Below are 26,840 nucleotides of genomic sequence, written 5' to 3'. Positions count from 1 at the left end.
AGAAAGAGATTAGAACGCGTAGTTAAAGTTAGTACCGAACAGCCAGGCTTTCCCTTCAGATTCAAACTGATAAGGGCCTTCATTAATTTTCACGCTCTGACCATGCATATAAGAGACGCCAACGTCGACAGACGCATCTTTGTTAAAGGCGTAAGTCGTACCGGCGCTCAGCCAGAAACGGTCCTGGTCCGGAATAGAGATAGAACGGTTTTGCGCTGGTACCGGGCTGTCATCGAAGGCGATACCGGTACGGAACGTCCAGTTGTCATCGTAGTAATAGGTGGTGCCCAACGCAATGCGATAAGCGTCTTTAAAGCCTTCATGCTTCTCAAAGAGCGTATCGCCGGCGGTCGATTTTGCCTTCAATTCCTGGAACTGGCTCCAGCTGGTATAGGCCAGGCTATAGTGGATGGCCCACTGTGGCGCCACACGGTTATAACCGGACACTTCCCACATTTCCGGCAGATTCAGCGTCAGGTAGCCTGACTGCGTCGCGCCGCCGGTTGCCGTTGGGATAGGCAGGTTAAATCGGTTTATAGCGATGGGAAGATCGCTACTGTAGTTGCCTTTAAAGTCAATTTTGACTTCCGAGCGGTAGGTCAGCGCGTAGCGGTTATTCTTATCCAGTTCATAAAGGATACCGGCATTCCAGCCAAAGCCCCACTGATTACCGTTCAGGTGGGCAATCTTGGTGTCGCTGGGAATCTGACCCGCGATCGGCGCCAGCGCCGGATTCTGTGCCGCGACCAACTGGCCTAAATCGCCCGCAAAACGTTCGATTTTCGCGCGCGCGTATACCGCATCAAAGCCGAGGCCGAAGCTCCAGGCCTCATTTAAGCGATAAGCGCCGCTTAAATTCAGGTTCATGGTTTCAAGATCGGTCGTACCGCCTACCGAGCCGCCGGCGTATGTGTCGTTAAACTCTGTCGCCAGACCATAGTTAGAGGTAATAGAAGCCCCCCAGCCAAACTGATCGTTAATCGGGGCGACAAAATGGACGTTCGGCACCCAGGCCGTCGGCGCGATGTTATCCGCATCTAACGTCCGACGAGATGGCGATGTCCCGCTAATATTAACATCAGGATCAATATAAACCGCGCCCGCTGAAAACGTCGGGCGGTCAAACATGGTAATTAACGCCGGGTTGCGGCTAACGTTACCCGCATCATCTGCGATTGCGCCTTCACCCGAATAGGCCCGGCCAAGGCCAGAGGAAGAAAATTCGTTTAACTGAAAGCCTGCAGACCAGGCCTGGGTGGAGATGATTGCCACTGCGACTGCGAGAGCAGACTTTGTAAACAGGGTTTTCTGGCTCATGACCATAACCTCATTGATTATTTTTATACAAACTATGTTACATGCTGTAACAGGAGCGCGAAGTGTAGGGTCTGCGGTACGACTTAGAAATCAGACCAGTGGCGAGAGTATAGGTCTGACCAGCTAGAATGTTGCAAGTATGTTTATAAGTTTTTTCAATTGTGATCTTAGAAACGAGATCTGGCTGGCAAAATCGGCGGGCTTAACGGTCACCCGATCGCGCGATTTTTGTTTTAGATCATTTTTAAGTGTGATTTCGGTCACTTAACGCGTTTCCCACCATTAACGACTGGAGAGGCGAATGCCGGGAGCGTAAAATATCCCCATCGTTTATCTGGCACCCTGGGTGCAAATACAGAGGAAATCTACAATGAGTAAATGCAGTGCTGATGAAACCCCGGTTTGCTGCTGTATGGACGTTGGAACCATCATGGACAACTCCGATTGCACCGCGTCATACAGCCGCGTATTCGCTACCCGCGCAGAGGCTGAAGAGACGCTGGCGGCGTTAACCGAAAAAGCGCGTAGCGTGGAGTCTGAACCTTGCCAAATTACGCCAACCTTTACCGAGGAATCCGAAGGCGTTCGTCTGGATATTGATTTTGTTTTCGCCTGCGAAGCAGAAACGCTGATCTTCCAGCTCGGCCTGCGTTAATCCGTTCATTCACGACGCCTCCGTCATCATCTGGCGGAGGCGTTTTCTTTTTTTGTCGCTTCCCTTCACTGTGCCTTAGCTCCCACTTTCTTTTCTCTCTGCTTGGCTAAATGTAAAAAATTGGTTAAGACTGTGATCAGGTCAGACCACTAATTTATTTTTTACAGGGGAGTACTATGCGTCAGGCTTTACCGTTGGTCACCCGCCAGGGCGATCGCATTGCTATTGTCAGTGGGTTACGAACCCCCTTCGCTCGTCAGGCCACTGCATTTCATGGTATTCCCGCTGTTGATCTCGGCAAGATGGTGGTAGGCGAGCTGCTGGCGCGCAGTGAAATTCCAGCCGATGCCATTGAGCAACTGGTTTTTGGTCAGGTAGTACAAATGCCGGAAGCCCCCAATATTGCGCGCGAAATTGTGCTGGGTACGGGAATGAATGTTCATACCGATGCCTATAGCGTAAGCCGCGCCTGCGCCACCAGTTTTCAGGCGGTAGCGAATGTGGCGGAAAGCCTGATGGCCGGCACGATACGCGCGGGTATCGCTGGCGGCGCAGATTCGTCGTCGGTACTGCCAATAGGCGTGAGTAAAGCCCTGGCGCGGGTACTGGTTGATGTCAATAAAGCCCGGACGACCCGCCAACGGCTGACGCTTTTTTCTCGTCTGCGCTTACGCGACCTGCTGCCCGTTCCTCCCGCCGTTGCTGAGTATTCCACCGGTCTGCGCATGGGCGATACCGCCGAACAGATGGCGAAAACGTATGGTATTACGCGTGAACAGCAGGACGCGCTGGCGCATCGTTCACATCAGCGCGCCGCGCAGGCATGGGCGGAGGGTAAACTGGCGGAAGAAGTGATGACGACCTATGTGCCGCCGTATAAAAACCCCTTTGCAGAAGACAACAACATTCGCGGCGCCTCCACGCTGGCGGACTACGCCAAACTGCGTCCCGCTTTTGACAGAAAACATGGCTCTGTGACCGCCGCCAATAGTACACCGCTGACCGACGGCGCTGCCGCCGTTATTATGATGACCGAATCCCGCGCTAAAGAGCTGGGGCTGCGCCCGCTTGGTTATCTGCGCAGCTACGCCTTTACCGCTATTGATGTCTGGCAGGACATGCTATTGGGGCCGGCCTGGTCAACGCCGCTGGCGCTGGAGCGGGCCGGGTTGACGATGGCCGATCTGACGCTTTTTGACATGCATGAAGCGTTTGCCGCTCAGACTCTGGCGAATTTACAACTGCTGGGCAGCGAACGATTTGCCCGTGAGGTGCTTGGTCGTGCGCAGGCGACAGGGGAGGTGGATGACGCTAAATTCAACGTGCTCGGCGGCTCAATCGCCTACGGGCATCCTTTTGCCGCAACGGGCGCACGGATGATAACCCAAACGTTGCATGAGTTACGGCGTCGGGGCGGAGGTTTTGGCCTGGTCACGGCCTGCGCAGCTGGCGGTCTTGGCGCGGCGATGGTTCTGGAGGCGGAATAATGACTACCACATCAGCTTTTATGCTTAACGTGCGTCTGGATAATGTCGCGGTTGTCGCTATTGATGTCCCTGGAGAAAAGGTGAACACCCTGAAAGCGGAGTTTGCCGCGCAGGTACGCGCCATCCTGAAGCAGATCCGGGAAAATAAAGCGTTGCAGGGCGTTGTTTTTATCTCAGCCAAAGCAGATAACTTTATTGCTGGCGCTGATATCAACATGATAGGCCACTGCCAAAACGCGCAGGAAGCGGAAACGCTGGCGCGTCAGGGGCAACAACTGATGGCGGAGATCCAGGCGTTGCCTGTTCCGGTTATCGCCGCCATTCATGGCGCCTGTCTGGGGGGCGGCCTTGAAATGGCGCTGGCCTGCCATCGACGTATCTGTACCGACGACGTTAAAACCGTTCTCGGACTGCCGGAGGTACAGTTAGGGCTTTTACCGGGATCGGGCGGAACGCAGCGACTTCCACGGCTGGTGGGGGTCAGTACCGCGCTGGATATGATCCTGACAGGTAAACAGCTTCGCGCCAGACAGGCGCTTAAAGCCGGGCTGGTTGATGATGTGGTGCCGCAAACTATTTTACTGGAAGCGGCTGTCGAGCTGGCTAAAAAAGAACGCCTGGCGCAACGGACATTACCGGTCCGGGAACGTATCCTGGCGGGGCCGCTGGGGCGTGCGCTGTTATTTCGCCTGGTGCGTAAAAAGACGGCGCAAAAAACGCAGGGTAATTATCCGGCGACGGAGCGGATCATTGATGTGATTGAAACGGGACTGGCGCAGGGCAGCAGTAGCGGCTATGACGCGGAAGCGCGCGCTTTCGGCGAGCTGGCGATGACGCCGCAATCGCAGGCGCTGCGCGCTATTTTCTTTGCCAGTACCGAGGTGAAAAAAGATCCCGGTAGCGATGCGCCGCCCGGCCCGCTGAACAGCGTGGGCATCTTAGGCGGCGGGTTAATGGGTGGCGGTATCGCCTGGGTTACGGCCTGTAAAGGCGGATTGCCAGTACGAATTAAGGATATAAATACTCAGGGGATCAATCATGCTCTGAAGTACAGCTGGGATCTGCTTGAAACAAAAGTACGCCGCCGCCATATCAAAGCCAGCGAACGCGATAAACAATTGGCGTTGATATCAGGTTCTACCGATTACCGTGGTTTCAGTCATCGTGATCTGGTCATTGAAGCGGTGTTTGAAGATCTGCCGTTAAAACAACAGATGGTGGCGGAAGTGGAGCAAAATTGCGCTGCTCACACTATTTTTGCCTCCAATACTTCTTCCCTGCCGATTGGCGATATTGCGGCGAATGCGGCCAGACCGGAACAGGTGATTGGATTGCACTTTTTTAGCCCGGTCGAAAAAATGCCGCTGGTTGAGGTTATTCCTCATGCGTCTACTTCCGCGCAGACCATCGCCACGACCGTTAAGCTGGCGAAAAAACAGGGTAAAACCCCGATAGTCGTCAGTGATAAAGCCGGGTTTTATGTTAACCGAATTCTTGCGCCGTATATCAATGAGGCGATTCGGATGCTGACTGAAGGCGAACGCGTCGAACATATTGACGCCGCCCTGGTAAAATTTGGTTTTCCGGTGGGGCCAATCCAACTTTTGGATGAGGTAGGAATCGACACGGGCACTAAAATTATTCCTGTGCTTGAGGCGGCGTATGGAGAACGTTTTAGCGCGCCTGCAAATGTTGTCGCTTCAATTTTGAATGACGATCGCAAAGGTAGAAAAAATGGTCGCGGTTTCTATCTTTATGGCGAAAAAGGGCGTAAAAGCAAAAAACAGGTTGACCCTGCTATTTATAAGCTTATTGGCGTGCAAGGGCAGAGTCGACTATCTGCGCAGCAGGTGGCAGAGCGCTGTGTCATGTTAATGCTTAACGAAGCGGCGCGCTGTTTCGACGAAAAAGTGATTCGCAGCGCGCGCGATGGCGATATCGGCGCCGTGTTTGGTATCGGTTTTCCGCCGTTTCTCGGTGGCCCGTTCCGCTATATGGATGCTCTCGGACCGGGTGAAATGGTGGCGACATTACAGCGCCTGGCCGCACTTTACGGTCCTCGTTACGCGCCTTGTGAACAATTAGTGCGCATGGCGGAGCGCAGGGAGCATTTCTGGACGAATGGGAAACTGACCAGGGAAATTGAGGTCAAAGAGAATATGAATCCGCACTGAATGCCTCCTTGGTGGCGAAATAATAATCAAGGATTGACTATACTTACGCCATTGAGGTAAAAAACAGCGTTTCATTCAGTGAATGGATAAGGCACAATGCCGGCCACCGCATTTTTGCCGCAGCCAATAGGGGCATGTGGTAAGCGTGTTGGTGAAACTGGTTAACAAAAGCGGTGCAATATGCAAGTTTTTATCATGCGTCACGGCGACGCAGCCCTCGATGCCGCCAGTGATTCGGTTCGTCCCTTGACCCCTTGTGGGTGTGACGAGTCTCGCCTGATGGCGAACTGGCTGAAAGGTCAAAAAGTGGATATCGAACGTGTTCTGGTGAGTCCGTTTCTTCGGGCCGAACAGACGTTAGATGTGGTCGGCGATTGTATGAATCTGCCGGCTCAGGTGGATGTCCTGCCGGAGCTAACGCCCTGTGGCGATGTCGGTCTGGTCAGCGCCTACCTCCAGGCGCTGGCCAATGAAGAGATCGGATCGGTGCTGGTGATTTCTCACTTACCTCTGGTCGGATACCTGGTATCTGAGCTTTGTCCGGGCGAAACGCCGCCGATGTTCACGACGTCCGCAATTGCCAACGTTACGCTTGATGTAAGCGGCAAGGGGACATTCAACTGGCAAATGAGTCCCTGCAATCTGAAAATGGCGAAAGCGATTTAATCTTTGCTGCCTGATGGCGCTTCGCTTATCAGGCCTACGACAGCGCTGGCTGTTCGTAGGCTGGATAAGGCGCTTGCGCCGCCATCCGGCAATTCCGCATCAGGGTAATTCGGGCGGTTGCCACTCTTCCACTTCAATCAACACCAGCAGCGCGGCGTCGCCGCCGTACTCTTTCGGCGCCTGATGAAAGGCCATCACATGCGGATGCTGCGCCAGCCATAACGGCGTTTGCTGTTTCAGAATATGTTTACCGTGTCCATGCATGACGCAGGCGCAAAAAATATGTTCCCGACGGCAGGCGGCAATCAGCGCCCCCAGTTCCTGCTTGGCCTGAAGCTGCGTTAAGCCGTGTAAATCCAGAAACAGTTCCGGCGAATAGTCGCCGCGGCGCATTTTTTTTAGCTCGAAATGGCTGACATCTTCACGGACATACTTTACCGGCCCTTCCGTATTGAGCAGCGGCTGGAACTCATCGGAAAAATAGTGGCTGGCGTCCGCCTGTTCCTGAATTAACCTTCGGGTAGGGACTTCCGTGATTTTCTTGCGCAGTGGCCGATGGACGATAGTATCCTGTTTAATCTTTCGGGTGCCGACCATCAGCTGACGGAACAGCGCCTGGTCCTCCTCGCTGAGCGATGTTTTCTTTTTCATTCGTGGGTCTCGTCTGATCTTTTGCCTTAGTTTACCCGACCCGGAGGATATCCGAACGGTCAAAACGGATTTTTCGTATTCTCCCGCCGCGTCAATGCTGATTTATCCCTGTCTTCGTGGCAAACTAGCCGCCGAATTTAATGCGAGCATGCCCTGGAGGAATACGTGGATAAAATTTTCGTCGATGAAGCAGTAAGTGAACTGCATACCATTCAGGACATGTTGCGCTGGGCGGTAAGCCGCTTTAGCGCGGCGAATATCTGGTATGGACACGGTACCGATAACCCGTGGGATGAAGCGGTGCAACTGGTGTTGCCGTCTCTTTATCTGCCGCTGGATATTCCGGAAGATATGCGAACCGCGCGGCTGACGTCCAGCGAAAAACACCGCATTGTCGAGCGAGTGATTCGTCGCATTAACGAACGTATCCCGGTCGCCTACCTGACCAATAAAGCCTGGTTCTGCGGCCACGAATTTTATGTCGATGAGCGCGTGCTGGTGCCACGTTCGCCCATTGGCGAGCTGATTAATAACCACTTCGCCGGCCTTATTAGCCAACAGCCGAAATATATTCTGGATATGTGTACCGGTAGTGGCTGCATCGCCATCGCCTGTGCTTATGCTTTCCCGGACGCAGAGGTTGATGCGGTCGATATTTCGCCGGATGCGCTGGCTGTCGCCGAGCATAACATTGAAGAACACGGTCTTATCCATCACGTGACGCCAATCCGTTCCGATCTGTTCCGCGATCTGCCGAAAGTTCAGTACGATCTGATTGTCACTAACCCGCCTTATGTCGATGCGGAAGATATGTCCGATCTGCCGAACGAATATCGCCACGAACCTGAGCTGGGGCTGGCGTCCGGCACTGACGGCCTCAAATTGACCCGTCGTATCCTGGGAAATGCGCCGGATTATCTGTCCGATGACGGCGTTCTGATTTGTGAAGTCGGAAACAGCATGGTACATCTGATGGAGCAGTATCCGGATGTGCCGTTCACCTGGCTGGAGTTTGACAACGGCGGCGATGGCGTCTTTATGTTGACCAAAGCGCAGTTGCTCGCGGCCCGTGAACATTTCAATATTTATAAAGATTAAAACACGCAAACGACAACAACGATAACGGAGCCGTGATGGCAGGAAACACAATTGGACAACTCTTTCGCGTAACCACTTTCGGCGAATCACACGGGCTGGCGCTTGGGTGTATCGTCGATGGCGTGCCGCCCGGCATCCCGTTGACGGAGGCCGATCTGCAGCACGATCTCGACAGACGCCGCCCAGGCACCTCGCGCTATACTACTCAGCGCCGCGAACCGGATCAGGTAAAAATTCTCTCCGGCGTGTTTGATGGCGTGACGACCGGCACCAGCATTGGCCTGCTGATTGAAAACACCGATCAGCGCTCGCAGGACTACAGCGCGATTAAAGATGTTTTTCGTCCGGGACACGCGGATTACACCTATGAGCAGAAATACGGCCTGCGCGATTACCGTGGCGGTGGACGTTCTTCCGCGCGTGAAACCGCGATGCGCGTAGCGGCAGGGGCGATTGCCAAGAAATACCTGGCGGAAAAGTTCGGCATCGAAATCCGCGGCTGCCTGACCCAGATGGGCGATATTCCGCTGGAGATTAAAGACTGGCGTCAGGTTGAGCTTAATCCGTTTTTTTGTCCCGATGCGGACAAACTTGACGCGCTGGACGAACTGATGCGCGCGCTGAAAAAAGAGGGTGACTCCATCGGCGCGAAAGTGACGGTGATGGCGAGCGGCGTGCCGGCAGGGCTTGGCGAACCGGTATTTGACCGACTGGATGCGGACATCGCCCATGCGCTGATGAGCATCAATGCGGTGAAAGGCGTGGAGATCGGCGAAGGATTTAACGTGGTGGCGCTGCGTGGCAGCCAGAATCGCGATGAAATCACGGCGCAGGGTTTTCAGAGCAACCACGCTGGCGGCATCCTCGGTGGTATCAGTAGCGGGCAACACATTGTGGCGCATATGGCGCTGAAACCTACCTCCAGCATTACCGTGCCGGGACGTACGATCAACCGGATGGGTGAAGAAGTCGAAATGATCACCAAAGGGCGCCACGATCCGTGTGTGGGGATTCGCGCAGTGCCGATCGCAGAAGCCATGCTGGCGATCGTGCTGATGGATCACCTGCTGCGCCATCGGGCACAGAATGCGGATGTAAAGACAGAGATTCCACGCTGGTAAGAAATGAAAAAAACCGCGATTGCGCTGCTGGCATGGTTTGTCAGTAGCGCCAGCCTGGCGGCGACGCCGTGGCAGAAAATAACCCATCCTGTCCCCGGCGCCGCCCAGTCTATCGGTAGCTTTGCCAACGGATGCATCATTGGCGCCGACACGTTGCCGGTACAGTCCGATAATTATCAGGTGATGCGCACCGATCAGCGTCGTTATTTCGGCCACCCGGATCTGGTTATGTTTATCCAGCGGTTGAGTCATCAGGCGCAGCAACGGGGGCTCGGAACCGTCCTGATAGGCGACATGGGGATGCCTGCCGGAGGCCGCTTTAATGGCGGACACGCCAGTCATCAGACCGGGCTTGATGTGGATATTTTCTTGCAGTTGCCGAAAACGCGCTGGAGCCAGGCGCAGCTATTGCGCCCGCAGGCGTTAGATCTGGTGTCCCGCGACGGTAAACATGTCGTGCCGTCGCGCTGGTCGTCGGATATCGCCAGTCTGATCAAACTGGCGGCACAAGACAATGACGTCACCCGTATTTTCGTCAATCCGGCTATTAAACAACAGCTTTGCCTCGATGCCGGAAGCGATCGTGACTGGCTACGTAAAGTACGCCCCTGGTTCCAGCATCGCGCGCATATGCACGTGCGTTTACGCTGCCCTGCCGACAGCCTGGAGTGCGAAGATCAACCTTTACCCCCGCCGGGCGATGGATGCGGCGCTGAACTGCAAAGCTGGTTCGAACCGCCAAAACCTGGCACCACAAAGCCTGAGAAGAAGACACCGCCGCCGCTGCCGCCTTCCTGCCAGGCGCTACTGGATGAGCATGTACTCTGATGGACAATTTTTATGATCTGTTTATGGTCTCCCCGCTGCTGCTGGTGGTGCTGTTTTTTGTCGCCGTACTGGCAGGATTTATCGATTCTATCGCCGGGGGCGGAGGGCTGCTCACTATCCCTGCGCTGATGGCCGCCGGGATGTCGCCGGCAAACGCGCTGGCGACCAATAAATTACAGGCGTGCGGCGGCTCCCTCTCGTCTTCGCTCTATTTTATTCGCCGTAAAGTGGTAAACCTGGCCGAGCAAAAGCTCAATATTCTGATGACGTTCATTGGCTCGATGAGCGGCGCGCTGCTGGTGCAGCACGTGCAGGCGGATATTTTGCGCCAGATCTTGCCTATCCTGGTGATTTTCATCGGCCTCTATTTTTTATTGATGCCGAAGCTGGGCGAGGAAGATCGCCAGCGCCGCCTGTATGGATTACCGTTCGCGCTGATAGCCGGGGGATGCGTCGGGTTTTACGACGGCTTTTTCGGGCCTGCCGCCGGGTCGTTTTACGCTCTGGCGTTTGTCACCTTATGTGGCTATAACCTGGCGAAATCCACGGCACATGCCAAAGTGCTTAACGCTACCTCCAACGTTGGCGGCCTGCTGTTATTTATCATCGGCGGCAAAGTGATCTGGGCGACGGGCTTCGTGATGCTGGTTGGTCAGTTTTTAGGGGCGCGAATGGGGTCGCGTCTGGTGTTGAGCAAAGGCCAAAAACTTATCAGACCGATGATCGTTATTGTCTCGGCGGTAATGAGCGCCAGGTTACTTTATGATAGCCACGGACAGGAGATCCTCCACTGGTTGGGGATGAATTAATGAACAATACGCACCATTACGAACAGTTAATTGAGATTTTTAACGGCTGCTTTGCCGAAGAATTTAATACCCGTCTGATTAAAGGCGACGACGAACCGATCTATCTTCCTGCTGACGCGCAGGTACCGTACCACCGCATCGTCTTTGCGCATGGGTTTTACGCCAGCGCGCTGCATGAGATTTCTCACTGGTGTATCGCCGGTAAGGCGCGCCGCGAACTGGTTGACTTTGGTTACTGGTACTGCCCGGACGGACGCGACGCGCAGACCCAAAGTCAATTCGAAGACGTGGAGGTGAAGCCACAGGCTTTCGACTGGTTGTTTTGCGTGGCGGCGGGGTATCCCTTTAACGTCAGTTGCGACAATCTGGAAGGCGATATTGAGCCGGATCGCGTGGCGTTTCAGCGCCGGGTTCATGCGCAGGTAATGGCGTATCTGGAGCAGGGCATTCCTGAACGTCCGGCCCGCTTCATCAAAGCGCTACAGAATTACTATCACACGCCCGAACTTAAGGCGGAACAGTTCCCGTGGCCGGAAGCGCTTAATTAAAGCCAGCGCCACGTTTACAATGAGGAAAGAAGATGATCGCGGAGTTTGAATCACGCATTCTGGCATTAATTGACGATATGGTAGAGCACGCCAGCGACGATGAGCTTTTTGCCAGTGGATACCTGCGTGGCCACCTGACGTTAGCCATTGCCGAGCTGGAGAGCGGTGATGACCACTCCGTCGAGGCGGTCTATGCCAACGTTAGCCAAAGTCTGGAAAAAGCGATCGGCGCCGGCGAACTGTCGCCGCGCGATCAGGCGTTAGTCAAAGCGATGTGGGACAATTTGTTCGACAAGGCAAAACAATAACGCCGTGGGCCGGAAGGCGACGCTTGCCGCCTTCCGCTATTGACTGACCCATTACTTCACCGCTTTTCCCTTCAATAACTTTCTCACCCATAACCGATTTGGATTTAACGCCGCCAGCGTACCGGCATCCAGTGGAATCGGCTCGTTACTCATCTGCGCCGCCAGAATTTCTGCGCATAATGGCGCTGAGCACAAACCGCGCGATCCCAGCGCGCCGAGCATAAATAAACCCGGATACACAGGCGCAGGCGCCGCCGACGTTTTGTTATCGGCTAAATCGGCGTAATGCGTCAGCGTGGCGTGGTAATCCGGGACATTGCCCACCATCGGCAGATGGTCGCGGGTGGCGCAACGCACGCCGCAACGGGCGCTGTTGCCGCTAACGTCAACCTCTGTGGCCCATTTCGCATCCGGAAAACAGTCAAGCAGACGCTGTCGGTTCTGACGCTGATCTTCTTCGCGCCAGACGGTGCTTTCATCGCCCCGGTGATAGCTGGCGCCAATACAGTGCTGCTGATTATGCGGATTTTGCGGCGTCAGATAGCCGTCGTAGCATAACACCTGACGCAACGCCGAGAGGGCGGAGGTGGTGGGAATATGACTGACCTGCCCCCCGACGGCATACACCGGCAGCGGCCGGGTCTGATCAAAACGGTTAATCTGATGGCCGTTCGCCAGAACGACGGTCTCATGGCTGGCGGTTTCACCTGACGTAAAGCGCAGTTGCCAGCGCGACTCCTGCGCAACGAGCGACGTGAGCGTATGGCGAAAGCGCGTTTGTAAACCCTGTTCGGTCGCCAGTGCGATGACTGCGCGAGTTAATTGTTCCGGGCACAGCCAGCCGCCTGCCGGATAGGTAATTCCTCCGCAGCGTGTCGTCACGCCAACCGCCTGTTCCGCCTCTTCAGCATTGAGCGCCGAGGCCAGTCCGGCGGGCAGCGCCAGGGACAGCATCTGGGCAATTTTCTGCTGGCTTTTCTCATCCCATCCGAGCTGCGTCACGCCGCACCAGTCATGATCAAAAGAGACGGGCAGGGCATCATACAGGCGACGGGCAAAGGTGAATGCGGTCGGGAAAAAGCGATTAATGGCGGCGTCATGTTTGCTAAGGAGCGGATAAAGCGCGCCCTGTCGATTACCGGAGGCGCCCTGGGCGGGCTGGTCGTCCGCGCAATAGAGGGTCACCTGCCAGCCGCGACGCAGTAACGCCAGTGATAACAGCGCGCTGGCGATGCCGCCGCCAATGATCGCCGTTTCACGTTTTTCGCTTCCGCTGCGGTAAAACCAGGGCGCGGAAAGGGTCGGCATGAGGTGTTGTTCCATCACTCCGCAAAGCATCTCGCGTTTACGTCCGAAGCCTTTGCGTTTTTGCATGGTAAAACCGGCTTCCTGTAATCCCCGACGAACGAAGCCCGCCGAGGTAAACGTCGCCAGCGTTGCGCCGGGCCGCGCCAGCCGCGCCATCGCGTTAAACAGGTTTGGCGTCCACATATCCGGATTTTTCGCCGGGGCAAAACCGTCGAGGAACCAGGCGTCGACTGTTTGATTCAGCGTGGCGTCCAGTTGGTCGGTCAGCTCATTAATATCGCCAAACCACAAATCCAGCGTCACCCGACCCCGATCCAGCAATAGGCGGTGGCACCCCGGGAGCGGCAGCGGCCATTGCGCCTGCAGCTGCTCTGCCCAGGGCGCGAGCTCCGGCCAGTGTTGGTGCGCCAGCGCCAGATCGTCGCGCGTTAACGGGAATTTCTCAAAACTGATGAAATGTAACCTTTGCAGCGTCGCCTGTGGGTGCGCAGAACGAAAGCTGTCAAACGCCTGCCACAGCGTCAGGAAGTTAAGTCCGGTGCCAAAACCGCTTTCCGCGACTATAAATAATGGATGTGAATGTACGGGAAATCGCTCCGCAAGACGATTGCCGCCAAGAAAAACGTAGCGTGTCTCTTCGAGTCCATTGTCATTAGAAAAATAGACATCATCAAAATCTCGGGAAACAGGTGTACCCTCAGCGTTAAATTCGAGTGTGGCGGGTTGTATGGCGTATTGTTTCACGTAAGTTACTCGTCTGACGGGCGGTATCGCGATCTTAACGATGTGTGCCTGACGGCGCAAATTTCCGTACTAAATGGCTGATCGGACTTGTTCGGCGTACAAGTGTACGCTATTGTGCCAATCGAAACTTAAAAATAGTGCGAATTACAGAGGTATTGAATGAAACGTGCAGTGATTACTGGCCTGGGCATCGTTTCCAGCATCGGTAATAACCAGCAGGAAGTCCTGGCATCTCTGCGTGAAGGACGTTCAGGGATCACTTTCTCTCAGGAGCTGAAGGACGCCGGCATGCGTAGCCAGGTATGGGGCAACGTAAAACTGGATACCACTGGCCTCATTGACCGCAAAGTCGTGCGCTTTATGAGCGACGCCTCCATCTATGCTTATCTGTCTATGGAGCAGGCAGTGGCCGACGCCGGTCTGGCGCCGGAAGTCTATCAGAATAACCCGCGTGTCGGCCTGATTGCAGGTTCCGGCGGCGGCTCCCCGAAATTCCAGGTCTTTGGCGCAGACGCCATGCGTAGCCCGCGTGGTCTGAAAGCCGTGGGCCCGTATGTGGTGACGAAAGCAATGGCATCCGGCGTTTCCGCCTGCCTCGCTACGCCGTTTAAAATTTATGGCGTGAACTACTCCATTAGCTCCGCTTGCGCGACCTCCGCACACTGTATCGGCAATGCGGTTGAACAGATCCAACTGGGCAAACAGGACATCGTTTTTGCTGGCGGCGGCGAAGAGCTGTGCTGGGAAATGGCCTGTGAGTTCGATGCGATGGGCGCACTGTCCACCAAATATAACGATACGCCTGAAAAAGCGTCCCGTACCTATGATGCGCACCGTGATGGGTTTGTCATCGCGGGCGGTGGCGGTATGGTTGTTGTCGAAGAGCTGGAACACGCTCTGGCGCGCGGCGCGCATATCTATGCGGAAATCGTCGGTTACGGCGCAACATCCGATGGCGCAGACATGGTTGCTCCGTCTGGTGAAGGCGCAGTACGTTGCATGCAGATGGCGATGCACGGCGTAGACACGCCGATCGACTACCTGAACTCTCACGGTACCTCTACTCCGGTAGGCGACGTGAAAGAACTCGGTGCAATCCGTGAAGTGTTTGGCGATAACAGCCCGGCAATTTCTGCAACCAAAGCGATGACCGGCCACTCGCTGGGTGCCGCAGGCGTGCAGGAAGCTATCTACTCTCTGCTGATGCTGGAGCACGGTTTTATCGCGCCGAGTATCAACATCGAAGAGCTGGATGAGCAGGCTGCGGGTCTGGACATCGTGACCGAAACGACCGAGCGTGAACTGACTACCGTAATGTCTAACAGCTTCGGTTTTGGCGGCACCAACGCCACGCTGGTGATGCGTAAGTTGTAAGCCTGACTATTACGTTGTAGTATCAATAATGAAACAGGTCGCTAATGCGACCTGTTTTTTCATTCAGGGAACAACAAAATATATGGATATTCTATAAATGCCAACTAATACATTAGATAAAATTAGGCATAGTTTGAGTTGTGTGGCTGTTTTATTTGGTTTGCTTGGCATTTTTGTTTTTGCCTCATTTTCGCCTTCCTATGCCTGGCTTTATTTGGGAGGTCTGGCTGCGCCTTTTATATATAGTATTGTTTTTGTCTATGCGATTGCCGCCTGGAGTATTTATTCAAAGTATTATCCGTTTTTATCATTGGGCCGCTTATCATTTGTGGAATGTTTTTTTCCGGCGCTGGCCCTGGTGTGCCTTACCGTTCTCTACAATGCTTTTAGTGGCCCGGAACCCTGGATGGCCGAGTTATCAAGGCAATTTTTTCTTCATAAATTTCTTAACACGCTGGCGATGTGCTTTCTGGCTCCTGTGGCGGAGGAAATTATATTCAGAGGGTTTTTATTAAACAGCAGTATCGGTTGGGGGCGGTACTCAAGAGCTTCCGGTATTATTATTACTTCACTCGCTTTTGCATTTATGCATACACAATATCTCTTTGCGGTGACTTTTGTTTATCTGTTTGTTTTTTCATCGATATTATGCGTTGTTCGAATGAGAAGCCGTGGGCTAATGATACCGATAACACTTCATATTTTAAATAATGCCTGGGTTGTTTTCGGCTTACTGTTTTCAGCGACGGAATAAGAGCCTGATGAAATAGGCGCTTTAACCTCTCCGGTACGAACAAGAGACCGATGGCGATTCCCTTTTTTAATGCTTCTTATATTCCGGCGCGACTTTTGCTGACCAGGCCTCAGCCTGGGTGATGGCGCCTGCGTCATAAATCGGCTGTTCATAATCCTTATCAGCATCCCGAACGCGGTAAATTTTCCAGCGTCCCTCTTCCCAACGGGTATAAACCTCCAGGTGGATGGGCGTTGACTCTGTAGCCAACAGAACATCCACTTTTTCTCCGCCGAGGAAAGGGTGTGCCTTCCCAACCCGTAACTGTGGAATCCACTCTGGCGCATAGTCCTGCGCATACATAAAATAATCTGCCCCCACAATCTCCTGTTCATAAAGGGACTGTATTAGCGCCAGGCGATGAATAACCTCTTTAGCAACGTAACGTTGCATTAAGGCGGTGGTGTCGTCAGGGGTATTCACATCGTTCGTGAACGTCGTCATCCATGAGGTATAGAACTGCTTCACGGCCTGCGTACTGTCGTGATGAGGCGCAGAGCAACTACAAAGCAACAGGATAAGCGCGACAAGGGAGAACGTTTTCATTAATTCTTCCTGTAGATGGTATATGAGGGCCTGGCTGCCCGGTAGCCCGGGCCGGCCCACATATCGCGTTGTTTAAAATCTGAATACCACTCTGCACCATCGTATATCGCCATGTGACCGCTCGGGTTTCCGCCAGCGTAAGGTTGAATAATAATGACGTCACCCTCGCGCGGCATTTCATAGGTACCAATAGCGGTGAATCCGGCGCTTCTTAACATTGGGCCATAATCTTTCGCATGATATGTATGCCCCAGCGTGATACCGCCCGCCTGAATTGCCTTTCGGGTAAATTCCGCACACCGGCCTGACGAGAAAGATCTCTGTGCGTAATACCTCTTTTTTCAAGTGCACTTTTAATATCTGCACGATGCCAGTCCTGGCTTTTTGGTTCCATTCTGTAATCCTAAGAAGATGTGTTATCGGCACCGATATTTTTAAGGTAAAAATTAGCGCGAGAAAAAGAAAGTTACTTTCTTTTTCACTCTGAGAATAGTGCCAGAAAGAAAGCAAAATTTCGCGAAAAAGAAGAAATATTTTTATTTCATCAGGGGAAAGGAAAGAAACCGATGGCAAAGGAATGGTTCACGGTTAAGGAATGTCTTGGCTTACCGGGGTTTCCGGGAAGCGAGCCTGCGGTTCGCGAACGTTTATATAAGTACAGTGAAGGGAAAGCGGGGGTCAGGCGTAAGCGTGTTAAATCAAAGGCCGAGGAGTTTCATATATCTGTTTTCCCTCTCTATGTTCATCGTTATCTGGACGACAGCGGAGAGGAACCGACGCCAGAACCCATTTCCTTACAGGAAGCGGAGCCTGAAGATATCTGGGAGATGATGTTCAGGTTACTGACGCCAGAACAGCGCAAGCAGGTGACCGGACGGTTTAAGGTGAGAGGGATGAAAGCGGTCTTTCCCTTTCTGTTTGATGACACGCCGCCACGTTGATACCCTGGCTGCAATTTCAAGGTTGACAAGTTTCGCGTCTCACAGGCAGACTTCACTTTCTACATTATCCTTCCGATAATGCGTAAGCGTTTAACGTTATCCAACGCACCTTAATCCTGACGTTCAGGTAGAGGGGGGCGTGGCATTCCCCCGCCTTACTCTGCATTCTGGAGTAATGCATGACAGCAGTTAGCCAAAAAACAACGACCCCGTCTGCGAATTTTTCGCTGTTCCGCATCGCCTTTGCGGTTTTCCTGACCTATATGACGGTCGGCCTGCCGTTACCCGTCATCCCGCTTTTTGTCCATCACGAACTGGGCTATAGCAATACGATGGTTGGGATCGCCGTGGGCATTCAGTTTTTTGCGACGGTACTGACGCGCGGCTATGCCGGACGGCTGGCGGATCAATATGGCGCTAAACGATCGGCGTTACAGGGGATGTTTGCCTGCGGGCTGGCGGGCGCCGCCTGGCTCCTGGCCGCGCTGTTGCCGGTTTCCGCGCCGGTAAAATTCGCGCTGCTTATTGTCGGGCGTTTGATCCTCGGATTTGGCGAAAGCCAACTGCTGACCGGAACCCTGACCTGGGGACTGGGGCTGGTTGGCCCAACGCGTTCCGGTAAGGTGATGTCGTGGAACGGAATGGCGATTTACGGCGCGCTGGCGGCCGGTGCGCCGTTGGGCTTGCTGATCCATAGCCACTTTGGCTTCGCGGCGCTGGCGGGGACGACGATGGTTTTACCGCTGCTGGCCTGGGCATTCAACGGCACCGTGCGTAAAGTGCCTGCGTATACGGGGGAGCGACCTTCACTGTGGAGCGTGGTCGGGCTTATCTGGAAACCGGGCCTGGGCCTGGCATTGCAGGGCGTGGGCTTTGCCGTCATCGGTACGTTTATTTCACTTTATTTTGTCAGCAATGGCTGGACGATGGCGGGATTCACCCTGACCGCGTTTGGCGGTGCGTTTGTACTGATGCGCATGTTGTTCGGTTGGATGCCGGACCGCTTTGGCGGCGTGAAGGTCGCCGTTGTCTCATTGCTGGTTGAGACGGCAGGGCTGCTGCTCTTGTGGCTGGCGCCGACGGCCTGGATAGCGCTGGTAGGCGCGGCGCTCACCGGGGCAGGGTGTTCACTGATTTTCCCGGCGCTGGGCGTGGAGGTTGTGAAACGCGTACCTGCACAGGTACGCGGTACGGCGCTCGGCGGCTACGCCGCGTTTCAGGATATCTCCTACGGCGTTACCGGCCCGCTGGCGGGCATGCTGGCCACGTCATGCGGCTATCCTTCCGTATTCCTTGCGGGAGCGATCTCCGCGGTGGTTGGCATCCTGGTGACGATATTATCGTTCCGGCGTGGTTAAGAAACCAGCCAGAAAAGCGCCAGTACAATTATTAGCGCGATAAACAACAGGCCTGGTCGCGCAGACAGATTTTTCACGGTTTCAATCATCGGCGCAAACGGGCGGTAGATGGGTTGAATAGAGAGCGGTTCCAGCTCATCAGTCTCTCGCTCTACGCGACGCAGGAAAATATGGTTAAGTAAATCCTGTACCTGTGCGGTGGTCAGCACCGTTTGCGGCTGAATTTGATAAGTGTGTTGGGCATACTCTTTGATCGCTGTGAGCTCGTCTGGCTCAAGCGGTTGTTTTAACGCAGCCTGCAGCGTATGTAGCGTAGGCGCGTGTTGTAGTGACAGCGTCTGCCGCGCCTGTAGCCATGTCGCCAGATGAGTAAACTGTTTTGCCGGAATGAGCTCGCCGCTTTTCACGCCGGAGAGTTCCAGCATTGATTGCCAGATAAGTTTGTTTGACTCGCCGGTCGCGGCTGCCAGCTTCGTCACCAACTGATTCAACGTATTATGTTCAGCAGGCAATAATGGCCGATCCGTTGCCGGACGTTGCTGCGGCTGCGGAATGGAAAGCTGCCCCTGTTGCAGGAGCGTCAGCACGTTTTTGAGTTGATCGGGCGTAAGCTGGCTAAGCGCGGTTTGACCGTATTGCTGACGGATAAAATCGCTGACGGCCTGACGATTATTCCCGACGCCAAGCAGCTCTGTTAGCTGTGAAAGCACCTGACGATTGGCGTGATTTTGCTGCGCTACGCCCAGACGCTGGGTAAGATTCTGTTCAGCGGCGGGGAAGTGGCGCGACAGTAGCGGCGCGTCATTTTTTATCCCCAGATCGTGTTTCATTCCGGCCCATACTTCCGCGCTTTGCTGCTGGGTCAGTGAAATCAGGCGCGTGATCAGCCTTTCCAGTACCGTACGCTGTTGCATGGAAAGCGGCTGCTCGCTCGCAGCGGAAAGAGGATTACGCCCTTCGCCTGGAGGCTGTGCAGGGGCGCCGGAGATGGGATGCATAATTAATTATCCTTTAACCATAAATCTGAGCAATATATGCCTGGCGGCCAGATTATGGCACACTTGTCCGGTTAACTCTCGTTCTCAAACAGGTACGACAGTCGTGAAAATTCTCGTTGATGAAAATATGCCTTACGCCCGCGAATTATTTAGCCGCCTGGGTGAGGTAAAGGCAGTGCCGGGTCGCCCGATCCCCGTTGAAGAATTGAACCATGCCGATGCGTTAATGGTGCGTTCGGTCACGAAAGTGAATGAATCGCTGCTGAGCGGCACGCCGATTAACTTCGTTGGTACTGCTACGGCAGGCACCGATCATGTGGATGAGGCATGGCTGAAGCAGGCGGGCATCGGTTTTTCAGCCGCGCCCGGCTGTAATGCTATCGCCGTGGTGGAGTATGTGTTTTCCGCGCTGTTGATGCTGGCCGAACGTGACGGCTTTTCGTTACGCGATCGCACTATAGGGATTGTCGGCGTGGGTAACGTCGGAAGCCGGCTACAGACCAGGCTTGAAGCGTTGGGTATCCGCACGTTGCTGTGCGATCCGCCACGCGCCGCACGCGGGGACGAGGGTGATTTTCGTACGCTGGATGAGCTGGTGCAGGAAGCGGATGTCCTGACTTTCCATACGCCGCTCTATAAAGACGGACCGTACAAAACGCTGCATCTGGCCGATGAGACGCTGATCCGTCGACTGAAACCCGGCGCCATTCTCATTAACGCCTGCCGCGGTCCGGTGGTGGATAACGCCGCGTTGCTGGCGCGACTTAATGCCGGGCAGCCGCTGAGCGTGGTGCTTGATGTGTGGGAGGGCGAACCGGATCTTAACGTCGCGCTACTGGAAGCCGTGGATATCGGCACGTCGCATATTGCCGGCTATACGCTGGAAGGCAAAGCGCGCGGCACCACCCAGGTCTTTGAGGCGTATAGCGCGTTTATCGGCCGCGAGCAGCATGTCGCGCTGGAGACATTACTGCCTGCGCCTGAGTTTGGTCGTATTACGCTTCATGGCCCGCTGGATCAACCGACGCTGAAAAGACTGGCGCATTTGGTGTATGATGTGCGCCGCGACGATGCGCCGCTGCGTAAAGTCGCTGGAATTCCGGGTGAATTTGATAAATTGCGTAAAAATTATCTTGAGCGCCGTGAATGGTCGTCTTTATACGTGATGTGTGACGACGAAACGGCAGCCGCCTTGCTGTGTAAGCTAGGTTTTAACGCTGTTCATCACCCGGCACATTAATGTCTTCTTAATGCTCCCTGTCGAATAATGCGACAGGGACGCTTATGTATTTCTGGAGTAAATCACCATGTCTGAAGGCTGGAACATTGCCATTCTGGGCGCAACGGGCGCCGTAGGCGAAGCCCTGCTTGAAACACTGGCTGAACGCCAGTTCCCGGTCGGTGAAATTTATGCGTTGGCGCGTCATGAAAGCGCGGGCGAGCACCTCCGTTTTGGTGGCAAGTCGGTCATTGTCCAGGATGCGGCGGACTTTGACTGGACGCAGGCGCAGTTGGCGTTTTTCGTTGCCGGCGCAGAGGCATCGGCTGCCTGGATAGACGACGCGACCAATGCAGGTTGCCTGGTGATAGATTCCAGCGGTCTGTTCGCGCTGGAGCCTGATGTGCCGCTGGTCGTGCCGGAAGTTAACCCGTATGTACTGGCGGATTACCGCAACCGTAACGTGATTGCGGTCGCCGATAGTCTGACCAGTCAACTGCTGGCGGCGCTCAAGCCGTTAATCGATCAGGGGGGACTGTCGCGCATCGCCGTCACCAGTATGTTATCAGCGTCCGCACAGGGGAAAAAAGCGGTCGATGCGCTGGCCGGACAGAGTGCGAAGCTGCTTAACGGCATACCGATTGATGAAGATGATTTCTTTGGCCGCCAGTTGGCGTTCAATATGCTGCCGCTGCTGCCGGATCGTGAAGGCAGCGTGCGCCAGGAACGTCGTATCGTCGATGAAGTGCGTAAAATTTTGCAGGACGATGGCGTGATGATCTCCGCCAGTGTCGTGCAGTCGCCGGTGTTCTATGGCCATGCGCAGATGGTGAGCTTTGAAGCGCTCCGTCCGCTGGCGGCGGAAGAGGCGCGCGAGGCGTTTTCCCGCGGTGAAGATATCGTACTATCAGAAGAGACGGATTACCCGACGCAGGTGGGCGACGCTTCCGGCAATCCACAGCTTTCTATTGGCTGTGTGCATAATGATTACGGTATGCCGGAACAAATTCAGTTCTGGTCAGTGGCGGACAACGTGCGTTTCGGCGGCGCGCTGATGGCCGTTAAAATTGCGGAGAAGCTGGTGCAGGAGTATCTGTACTGATGTCCGGACAGCAATCATCGCCGGTCTATAAAATTGCGCTGGGTATTGAGTACGACGGCAGCAAGTATTATGGCTGGCAGCGTCAGAATGAAGTGCGCAGCGTGCAGGAAAAGCTGGAAAAAGCGCTCTCGCAGGTGGCAAATGAACCTATTAACGTGTTCTGCGCCGGGCGCACCGATGCCGGCGTTCACGGCACCGGGCAGGTTGTCCATTTCGAAACGACCGCATTGCGCAAAGATGCGGCATGGACGCTGGGGGTAAATGCGAATTTGCCTGGTGACATTGCCGTGCGCTGGGTGAAAACTGTACCGGATGATTTTCACGCGCGATTTAGCGCTACGGCTCGCCGTTATCGCTATATCATCTACAATCATCGACTGCGTCCTGCGGTATTAGCAAAAGGCGTGACGCATTACTATGAGCCGCTGGATGCAGAGCGGATGCATCGCGCGGCGCAGTGTCTGCTTGGCGAAAATGATTTTACCTCGTTTCGCGCGGTGCAGTGCCAGTCGCGCACGCCGTGGCGTAATGTGATGCACATCAACGTTACCCGCCACGGCCCTTATGTGGTGGTCGATATCAAAGCGAATGCCTTTGTTCATCATATGGTCAGGAATATTGTCGGCAGCCTGCTGGAAGTAGGCGCTCACAACCAGCCGGAGAGCTGGATCGCAGAGCTGTTAGCGGCCAGGGACAGAACGCTGGCGGCGGCAACGGCGAAGGCGGAGGGGCTATATTTGGTTGCGGTGGATTACCCTGACCGGTTTGACCTTCCAAAACCACCAATGGGCCCGCTATTTCTGGCGGACTAATCCGAATCGCACACCCGAAACGTGTCGGGTAGAAAGGCAAAGACAAATATGGACCTGATCTACTTTATTATTGATTTTATTCTGCACATCGATGTGCATCTGGCGGAGCTGGTCGCGGAGTACGGCGTCTGGGTGTACGCTATTTTGTTTTTGATTCTGTTTTGTGAAACCGGCCTGGTCGTCACGCCGTTCCTGCCGGGCGACTCGCTGCTGTTTGTCGCCGGGGCGCTGGCTTCGCTGGAAACTAACGATCTCAATGTGCATGTCATGGTGGCGTTAATGCTGATCGCCGCAATTGTCGGCGATGCGGTAAATTACACGATTGGTCGACTGTTCGGCGAAAAACTGTTCAGTAATCCGAATTCGAAAATTTTCCGCCGCAGTTACCTGGATAAAACCCACCAGTTTTATGAAAAACACGGCGGTAAAACTATCATTCTCGCTCGCTTCGTGCCGATCGTCAGAACCTTTGCGCCGTTTGTGGCAGGGATGGGGCACATGTCCTATCGGCATTTTGCAGCCTATAACGTCATCGGCGCGCTGCTGTGGGTACTGCTCTTTACCTACGCCGGTTATTTCTTCGGTACGATACCGTTGATTCAGGATAACCTTAAGCTGCTGATTGTGGGGATTATCGTGGTTTCGATATTACCTGGCGTCATTGAGATTGTCCGGCATAAGCGCGCTGCGTCGCGTGCCGCAAAATAGAAAGTAACTCAGCGGTTCGACCACTTTTTTATCCAAAGTTTCGGGCTGTTATGTTTTAATGTGCAACATTCATGGTCTGTTGGGGGCAAAAATGGCATTATGCGCCCCTTATAATAAAGCTGACTAAGGTTCAGGCAGAAAGGTCACCAATGAGCTGGATTGAACGAATTAAAAGCAACATTACTCCCACCCGCAAGGCAAGCATTCCTGAAGGGGTGTGGACCAAGTGTGATAGCTGCGGTCAGGTTTTATACCGCGCTGAGCTGGAACGTAATCTTGAGGTCTGTCCTAAGTGTGACCATCATATGCGCATGTCGGCGCGCAATCGCCTGCATAGCCTGTTAGATGAAGGTTCCCTTGTGGAGTTGGGTAGCGAGCTGGAGCCAAAAGACGTGCTCAAGTTCCGCGACTCCAAAAAATATAAAGACAGACTGGCGTCCGCGCAGAAAGAAACCGGCGAGAAAGACGCGCTGGTGGTCATGAAAGGGACGCTTCACGGTATGCCGGTTGTCGCCGCCGCGTTTGAATTCGCGTTCATGGGCGGCTCAATGGGGTCTGTCGTTGGCGCACGCTTCGTTCGCGCCGTTGAACAGGCGCTGGAAGACAACTGTCCGTTAGTGTGTTTCTCTGCTTCCGGCGGCGCGCGTATGCAAGAAGCGCTGATGTCGCTGATGCAGATGGCGAAAACCTCGGCGGCGCTGGCTAAAATGCAGGAACGTGGTCTGCCCTACATCTCGGTATTGACCGATCCGACAATGGGCGGCGTTTCCGCCAGTTTTGCGATGCTGGGCGATCTCAACATCGCCGAGCCAAAAGCCCTGATTGGCTTCGCCGGCCCGCGCGTTATCGAACAGACCGTTCGCGAAAAACTGCCGCCAGGATTCCAGCGCAGTGAGTTCCTGATCGAAAAAGGCGCTATTGATATGATAGTCCGCCGCCCGGAAATGCGCCTGAAGCTGGCGAGCATTCTGGCGAAGCTGATGAATCTGCCCGCGCCGAACCCGGACGCCCCGCGTGAAGGCGTGGTGGTGCCTCCGGCGCCGGATCAGGAGTCTGAGGCCTGATAACTGAAAAGGGCAGGGCCGCAGGCTCTGCCCTTTTGCTTTTCACCGTAAAGAAGCAGCGGAATCAATGAAAAACAAATCTATACCTCAAGCTGCGTCGCCCCTGGCCTCGTGGCTTTCTTATCTGGAAAACCTGCACAGCAAGAGTATCGATTTAGGCCTTGAGCGCGTAAGCCAGGTGGCAGCGCGTCTGGACATCCTCAAGCCTGCGCCGTTCGTTTTTACCGTTGCGGGAACCAACGGCAAAGGTACGACCTGTCGCACGCTGGAGTCGGTGTTAATCGCGGCGGGATACCGTGTGGGCGTCTATAGTTCGCCTCATCTGGTACGTTACACCGAGCGCGTGCGCGTGCAGGGGAAAGAATTAGCGGAATCCGCGCATACCGCGTCCTTTGCGGAAATAGAAACGGCGCGCGGCGATATTTCATTGACCTATTTTGAATATGGTACGTTGTCGGCATTGTGGCTGTTTAAACAGGCTAACCTTGACGTGGTGATTCTGGAGGTCGGGTTGGGCGGGCGCCTGGACGCCACGAACATTGTGGATGCCGATGTAGCAGTAATTACCAGCATCGCGCTTGACCATACTGACTGGCTGGGGCCGGATCGCGAAAGTATCGGCCGCGAGAAGGCCGGGATTTTTCGCGCGGAAAAACCCGCTATCGTCGGCGAACCGGAAATGCCGGCAACCATCGCGGATGTCGCGCAGGAGACCGGCGCGCTGTTGCGGCGTCGCGGCGTTGACTGGCGTTATGAGGTGACAGCGACCCACTGGGCGTTTACCGATGGCGACGGCACGCTTGCCGGACTGCCGTTGCCGCAGGTTCCCCAGCCGAATGCCGCCACCGCTCTGGCCGCGCTGCGCGCCAGCAGGTTGAATATTGACGAGCAGGCGATTCGCGACGGTATTGCGCAGGCTACCTTGCCGGGACGTTTTCAAATCGTGAGTGAGTCGCCGCGCGTTATCTTTGATGTCGCCCATAATCCCCACGCGGCGGAATACCTGACGGGTCGTCTGAAAATGTTGCCGAAACGCGGGCGCGTGCTTGCGGTGATTGGTATGCTGCATGATAAAGATATCGCCGGCACGTTAGCCTGGTTGAAAAGCGTGGTTGACGACTGGTATTGTGCTCCGTTAGAGGGGCCGCGCGGCGCGACGGCGGAACAACTTCTGGAACATCTGGGAAAAGGGAATGTCTATGATAGCGTCGCGCAGGCATGGCAGGCCGCTATCGACGCGGCGCAGCCAGAAGATACCGTGCTGGTGTGCGGATCGTTCCACACCGTCGCACATGTTATGGAAGTGATAGACGCGGGGAGAATCGGTGGCGAGTAAGTTTCAGAATCGTTTAGTCGGCACGATTGTGTTAGTCGCGCTGGGGGTTATTGTGCTTCCCGGTCTGCTGGACGGACAGAAAAAGCATTATCAGGATGAATTTGCTGCGATTCCACTGGTACCGAAGCCTGGCGACCGTGATGAGCCGGATATGATGCCTGCCGCAACGCAGGCGCTGCCGACACAGCCGCCGGAAGGGGCGGCTGAAGAGGTGCGGGCGGGAGATGCGGCCGCGCCGTCGCTGGACCCGTCGCGCATGGCGTCTAACAATGTCGAGCTTGATCCTATACCGGTGGAGACGCCTAAACCGAAGCCGGTTGAAAAGCCGAAGCCGCAGCCTAAACCGCAACAGCCGGTTGTCGCCGCTTCCACGCCGACGCCCGCGCCGCAACAGGCTACCGACGATAAACCTGCGCCGACCGGCAAAGCCTATGTCGTACAGTTGGGCGCGCTGAAAAATGCGGATAAAGTCAACGAGATAGTCGGCAAGCTTCGTTCCGCCGGGTTCCGGGTTTATACTTCCCCCTCAACGCCGGTACAGGGTAAAATAACCCGTATTCTCGTTGGGCCGGATGCGTCGAAAGATAAGATGAAAGGATCGCTTGGCGAGCTCAAGCAGATTTCCGGGTTAAGCGGCGTGGTGATGGGATATAGCCCGAACTAAGGCGCGTTTTGCCTGAGCGCGCAGCGTTAAGGCCTACGGTGTTCACCTGGTAATAGCCGAAGTTCTGTAGGCTGGATAAGGCGTTTACGTCGCCATCCGGCAGAAGGAATAAACCGGGTATCCTGCGCTTATCAGGCCGATGGCAGCTCTTCTGGTCGTGCCCGAAGAGATAAAAAGTGTGATGGCGTTGAATATTTTTTCAGCGCCATTT

The 26,840-nt window shown here is 54.7% G+C and carries 25 protein-coding genes and 3 pseudogenes; 21 read left to right on the top strand and 7 right to left on the bottom strand.

Features of this window, described 5'->3' with window-relative positions; genetic code table 11:
- Window positions 1-9: 9 nt before the first annotated feature.
- On the bottom strand, window positions 10-1,317 hold the full coding sequence (gene fadL / locus ACLJQJ_RS16980) for a long-chain fatty acid transporter FadL (RefSeq protein WP_001537977.1): 1,308 nt from the start codon (window positions 1,315-1,317) through the stop codon (window positions 10-12).
- Window positions 1,318-1,687: 370 nt separating this feature from the next.
- On the opposite strand from fadL, the gene ACLJQJ_RS16975 reads away from it, so the two are divergent.
- From ACLJQJ_RS16975 to sixA, 4 genes and pseudogenes are all read left to right on the top strand, one after another.
- Window positions 1,688-1,972 carry a YfcZ/YiiS family protein gene (locus tag ACLJQJ_RS16975; RefSeq protein ID WP_000030904.1) on the top strand — a complete coding sequence of 95 codons (285 nt, stop codon included), beginning with the start codon at window positions 1,688-1,690 and terminating at the stop codon, window positions 1,970-1,972.
- Between the two features lie 176 nt (window positions 1,973-2,148).
- The gene (gene fadI, locus ACLJQJ_RS16970) at window positions 2,149-3,459 is read left to right on the top strand and encodes an acetyl-CoA C-acyltransferase FadI (RefSeq protein ID WP_001248128.1); all 1,311 of its coding nucleotides are present in this window, start codon (window positions 2,149-2,151) and stop codon (window positions 3,457-3,459) included.
- Window positions 3,459-5,605: pseudogene (gene fadJ, locus ACLJQJ_RS16965) on the top strand (fatty acid oxidation complex subunit alpha FadJ). Before fadI ends, fadJ begins: the two are co-directional and overlap by 1 nt.
- A gap of 208 nt (window positions 5,606-5,813) precedes the next feature.
- Window positions 5,814-6,299 (top strand): phosphohistidine phosphatase SixA, encoded by a 486-nt coding sequence (sixA, locus tag ACLJQJ_RS16960; protein WP_001195801.1) that lies wholly within the window; start codon window positions 5,814-5,816, stop codon window positions 6,297-6,299.
- Window positions 6,300-6,398: 99 nt separating this feature from the next.
- On the opposite strand, the gene smrB is transcribed toward sixA, so the two are convergent.
- On the bottom strand, window positions 6,399-6,950 hold the full coding sequence (smrB, locus tag ACLJQJ_RS16955; protein WP_000730794.1) for an endonuclease SmrB: 552 nt from the start codon (window positions 6,948-6,950) through the stop codon (window positions 6,399-6,401).
- Between the two features lie 165 nt (window positions 6,951-7,115).
- On the opposite strand from smrB, the gene prmB reads away from it, so the two are divergent.
- From prmB to ACLJQJ_RS16925, 6 genes are read left to right on the top strand one after another with little or no spacing between them, the layout of a single operon-like run.
- Complete coding sequence (prmB, locus tag ACLJQJ_RS16950; protein ID WP_001542329.1) at window positions 7,116-8,048, top strand: 50S ribosomal protein L3 N(5)-glutamine methyltransferase; 933 nt, start codon at window positions 7,116-7,118, stop codon at window positions 8,046-8,048.
- 35 nt (window positions 8,049-8,083) lie between these two features.
- Window positions 8,084-9,169, top strand: a complete 1,086-nt coding sequence (gene aroC / locus ACLJQJ_RS16945) for a chorismate synthase (RefSeq protein ID WP_000918457.1) — start codon at window positions 8,084-8,086, stop codon at window positions 9,167-9,169.
- A 3-nt stretch (window positions 9,170-9,172) separates the two neighbouring features.
- Window positions 9,173-9,997 carry a penicillin-insensitive murein endopeptidase gene (gene mepA / locus ACLJQJ_RS16940; RefSeq protein ID WP_000750429.1) on the top strand — a complete coding sequence of 275 codons (825 nt, stop codon included), beginning with the start codon at window positions 9,173-9,175 and terminating at the stop codon, window positions 9,995-9,997.
- Window positions 9,997-10,806 (top strand): sulfite exporter TauE/SafE family protein, encoded by an 810-nt coding sequence (locus ACLJQJ_RS16935; protein ID WP_000368599.1) that lies wholly within the window; start codon window positions 9,997-9,999, stop codon window positions 10,804-10,806. Before mepA ends, ACLJQJ_RS16935 begins: the two co-directional genes overlap by 1 nt.
- On the top strand, window positions 10,806-11,354 hold the full coding sequence (locus tag ACLJQJ_RS16930; RefSeq protein ID WP_001066345.1) for an elongation factor P hydroxylase: 549 nt from the start codon (window positions 10,806-10,808) through the stop codon (window positions 11,352-11,354). Before ACLJQJ_RS16935 ends, ACLJQJ_RS16930 begins: the two co-directional genes overlap by 1 nt.
- Before the next feature lie 32 nt (window positions 11,355-11,386).
- Window positions 11,387-11,662: a YfcL family protein gene (locus tag ACLJQJ_RS16925; RefSeq protein WP_000559749.1), complete on the top strand. Its 276-nt coding sequence runs from the start codon at window positions 11,387-11,389 to the stop codon at window positions 11,660-11,662.
- 51 nt (window positions 11,663-11,713) lie between these two features.
- Here the strand turns inward: ACLJQJ_RS16925 and mnmC are convergent, their stop codons facing one another.
- The gene (gene mnmC / locus ACLJQJ_RS16920) at window positions 11,714-13,714 is read right to left on the bottom strand and encodes a bifunctional tRNA (5-methylaminomethyl-2-thiouridine)(34)-methyltransferase MnmD/FAD-dependent 5-carboxymethylaminomethyl-2-thiouridine(34) oxidoreductase MnmC (RefSeq protein WP_023261648.1); all 2,001 of its coding nucleotides are present in this window, start codon (window positions 13,712-13,714) and stop codon (window positions 11,714-11,716) included.
- A gap of 159 nt (window positions 13,715-13,873) precedes the next feature.
- Between mnmC and fabB the strand changes: the two genes are divergently transcribed.
- Window positions 13,874-15,088, top strand: a complete 1,215-nt coding sequence (gene fabB / locus ACLJQJ_RS16915) for a beta-ketoacyl-ACP synthase I (protein WP_000817159.1) — start codon at window positions 13,874-13,876, stop codon at window positions 15,086-15,088.
- A gap of 97 nt (window positions 15,089-15,185) precedes the next feature.
- Entirely contained in the window at window positions 15,186-15,842 is a 657-nt protein-coding gene (locus tag ACLJQJ_RS16910) for a CPBP family intramembrane glutamic endopeptidase (protein ID WP_023233534.1), read from the top strand.
- A 66-nt stretch (window positions 15,843-15,908) separates the two neighbouring features.
- On the opposite strand, the gene ACLJQJ_RS16905 is transcribed toward ACLJQJ_RS16910, so the two are convergent.
- The 3 genes and pseudogenes from ACLJQJ_RS16905 to ACLJQJ_RS16895 form a co-directional block, all read right to left on the bottom strand.
- Window positions 15,909-16,427, bottom strand: coding sequence for a YbjP/YqhG family protein (locus ACLJQJ_RS16905; RefSeq protein WP_023181631.1), 519 nt, complete (start codon window positions 16,425-16,427; stop codon window positions 15,909-15,911).
- Window positions 16,427-16,744, bottom strand: a pseudogene (locus ACLJQJ_RS16900) (hypothetical protein); the annotation flags it as partial. The pseudogene ACLJQJ_RS16900 and the gene ACLJQJ_RS16905, both read right to left, overlap by 1 nt.
- Window positions 16,690-16,821, bottom strand: a pseudogene (locus ACLJQJ_RS16895) (helix-turn-helix domain-containing protein); the annotation flags it as partial. The pseudogenes ACLJQJ_RS16900 and ACLJQJ_RS16895, both read right to left, overlap by 55 nt.
- A 172-nt stretch (window positions 16,822-16,993) precedes the next feature.
- On the opposite strand from ACLJQJ_RS16895, the gene ACLJQJ_RS16890 reads away from it, so the two are divergent.
- Both ACLJQJ_RS16890 and ACLJQJ_RS16885 read left to right on the top strand, forming a co-directional pair.
- Window positions 16,994-17,368 carry a hypothetical protein gene (locus ACLJQJ_RS16890; RefSeq protein ID WP_001051261.1) on the top strand — a complete coding sequence of 125 codons (375 nt, stop codon included), beginning with the start codon at window positions 16,994-16,996 and terminating at the stop codon, window positions 17,366-17,368.
- Window positions 17,369-17,547: 179 nt separating this feature from the next.
- Window positions 17,548-18,726: an MFS transporter gene (locus tag ACLJQJ_RS16885; protein ID WP_000127731.1), complete on the top strand. Its 1,179-nt coding sequence runs from the start codon at window positions 17,548-17,550 to the stop codon at window positions 18,724-18,726.
- Here ACLJQJ_RS16885 and flk read toward each other — a convergent pair.
- Window positions 18,723-19,724, bottom strand: coding sequence for a flagella biosynthesis regulator Flk (gene flk / locus ACLJQJ_RS16880; protein ID WP_000553397.1), 1,002 nt, complete (start codon window positions 19,722-19,724; stop codon window positions 18,723-18,725). The two genes, ACLJQJ_RS16885 and flk, sit on opposite strands and share 4 nt — an antisense overlap.
- Window positions 19,725-19,827: 103 nt before the next feature.
- Between flk and pdxB the strand changes: the two genes are divergently transcribed.
- From pdxB to dedD, 7 genes are all read left to right on the top strand, one after another.
- A complete protein-coding gene (pdxB, locus tag ACLJQJ_RS16875; RefSeq protein WP_000699176.1) occupies window positions 19,828-20,964 on the top strand; it encodes a 4-phosphoerythronate dehydrogenase PdxB in 1,137 nt (378 codons plus the stop codon).
- A 67-nt stretch (window positions 20,965-21,031) separates the two neighbouring features.
- Entirely contained in the window at window positions 21,032-22,045 is a 1,014-nt protein-coding gene (locus ACLJQJ_RS16870; RefSeq protein ID WP_001289141.1) for an aspartate-semialdehyde dehydrogenase, read from the top strand.
- On the top strand, window positions 22,045-22,857 hold the full coding sequence (truA, locus tag ACLJQJ_RS16865; protein ID WP_000016631.1) for a tRNA pseudouridine(38-40) synthase TruA: 813 nt from the start codon (window positions 22,045-22,047) through the stop codon (window positions 22,855-22,857). The genes ACLJQJ_RS16870 and truA overlap by 1 nt, the downstream gene beginning before the upstream one ends.
- A gap of 48 nt (window positions 22,858-22,905) precedes the next feature.
- The gene (locus ACLJQJ_RS16860; protein WP_000364318.1) at window positions 22,906-23,565 is read left to right on the top strand and encodes a DedA family protein; all 660 of its coding nucleotides are present in this window, start codon (window positions 22,906-22,908) and stop codon (window positions 23,563-23,565) included.
- A 149-nt stretch (window positions 23,566-23,714) separates the two neighbouring features.
- Window positions 23,715-24,629 carry an acetyl-CoA carboxylase, carboxyltransferase subunit beta gene (accD, locus tag ACLJQJ_RS16855; protein WP_000118383.1) on the top strand — a complete coding sequence of 305 codons (915 nt, stop codon included), beginning with the start codon at window positions 23,715-23,717 and terminating at the stop codon, window positions 24,627-24,629.
- A 67-nt stretch (window positions 24,630-24,696) separates the two neighbouring features.
- Window positions 24,697-25,965, top strand: coding sequence for a bifunctional tetrahydrofolate synthase/dihydrofolate synthase (gene folC, locus ACLJQJ_RS16850; protein ID WP_000792289.1), 1,269 nt, complete (start codon window positions 24,697-24,699; stop codon window positions 25,963-25,965).
- Window positions 25,955-26,629 carry a cell division protein DedD gene (gene dedD / locus ACLJQJ_RS16845; protein WP_000157039.1) on the top strand — a complete coding sequence of 225 codons (675 nt, stop codon included), beginning with the start codon at window positions 25,955-25,957 and terminating at the stop codon, window positions 26,627-26,629. The genes folC and dedD overlap by 11 nt, the downstream gene beginning before the upstream one ends.
- Window positions 26,630-26,840 lie beyond the last annotated feature (211 nt).

This window comes from Salmonella sp. SAL04202 (assembly GCF_046550775.1).
Classification (GTDB): Bacteria; Pseudomonadota; Gammaproteobacteria; order Enterobacterales; family Enterobacteriaceae; genus Salmonella; species Salmonella enterica.
Note: the sequence above shows the minus strand (reverse complement) of the source record. Positions and strands in the feature narration are given on the sequence as shown.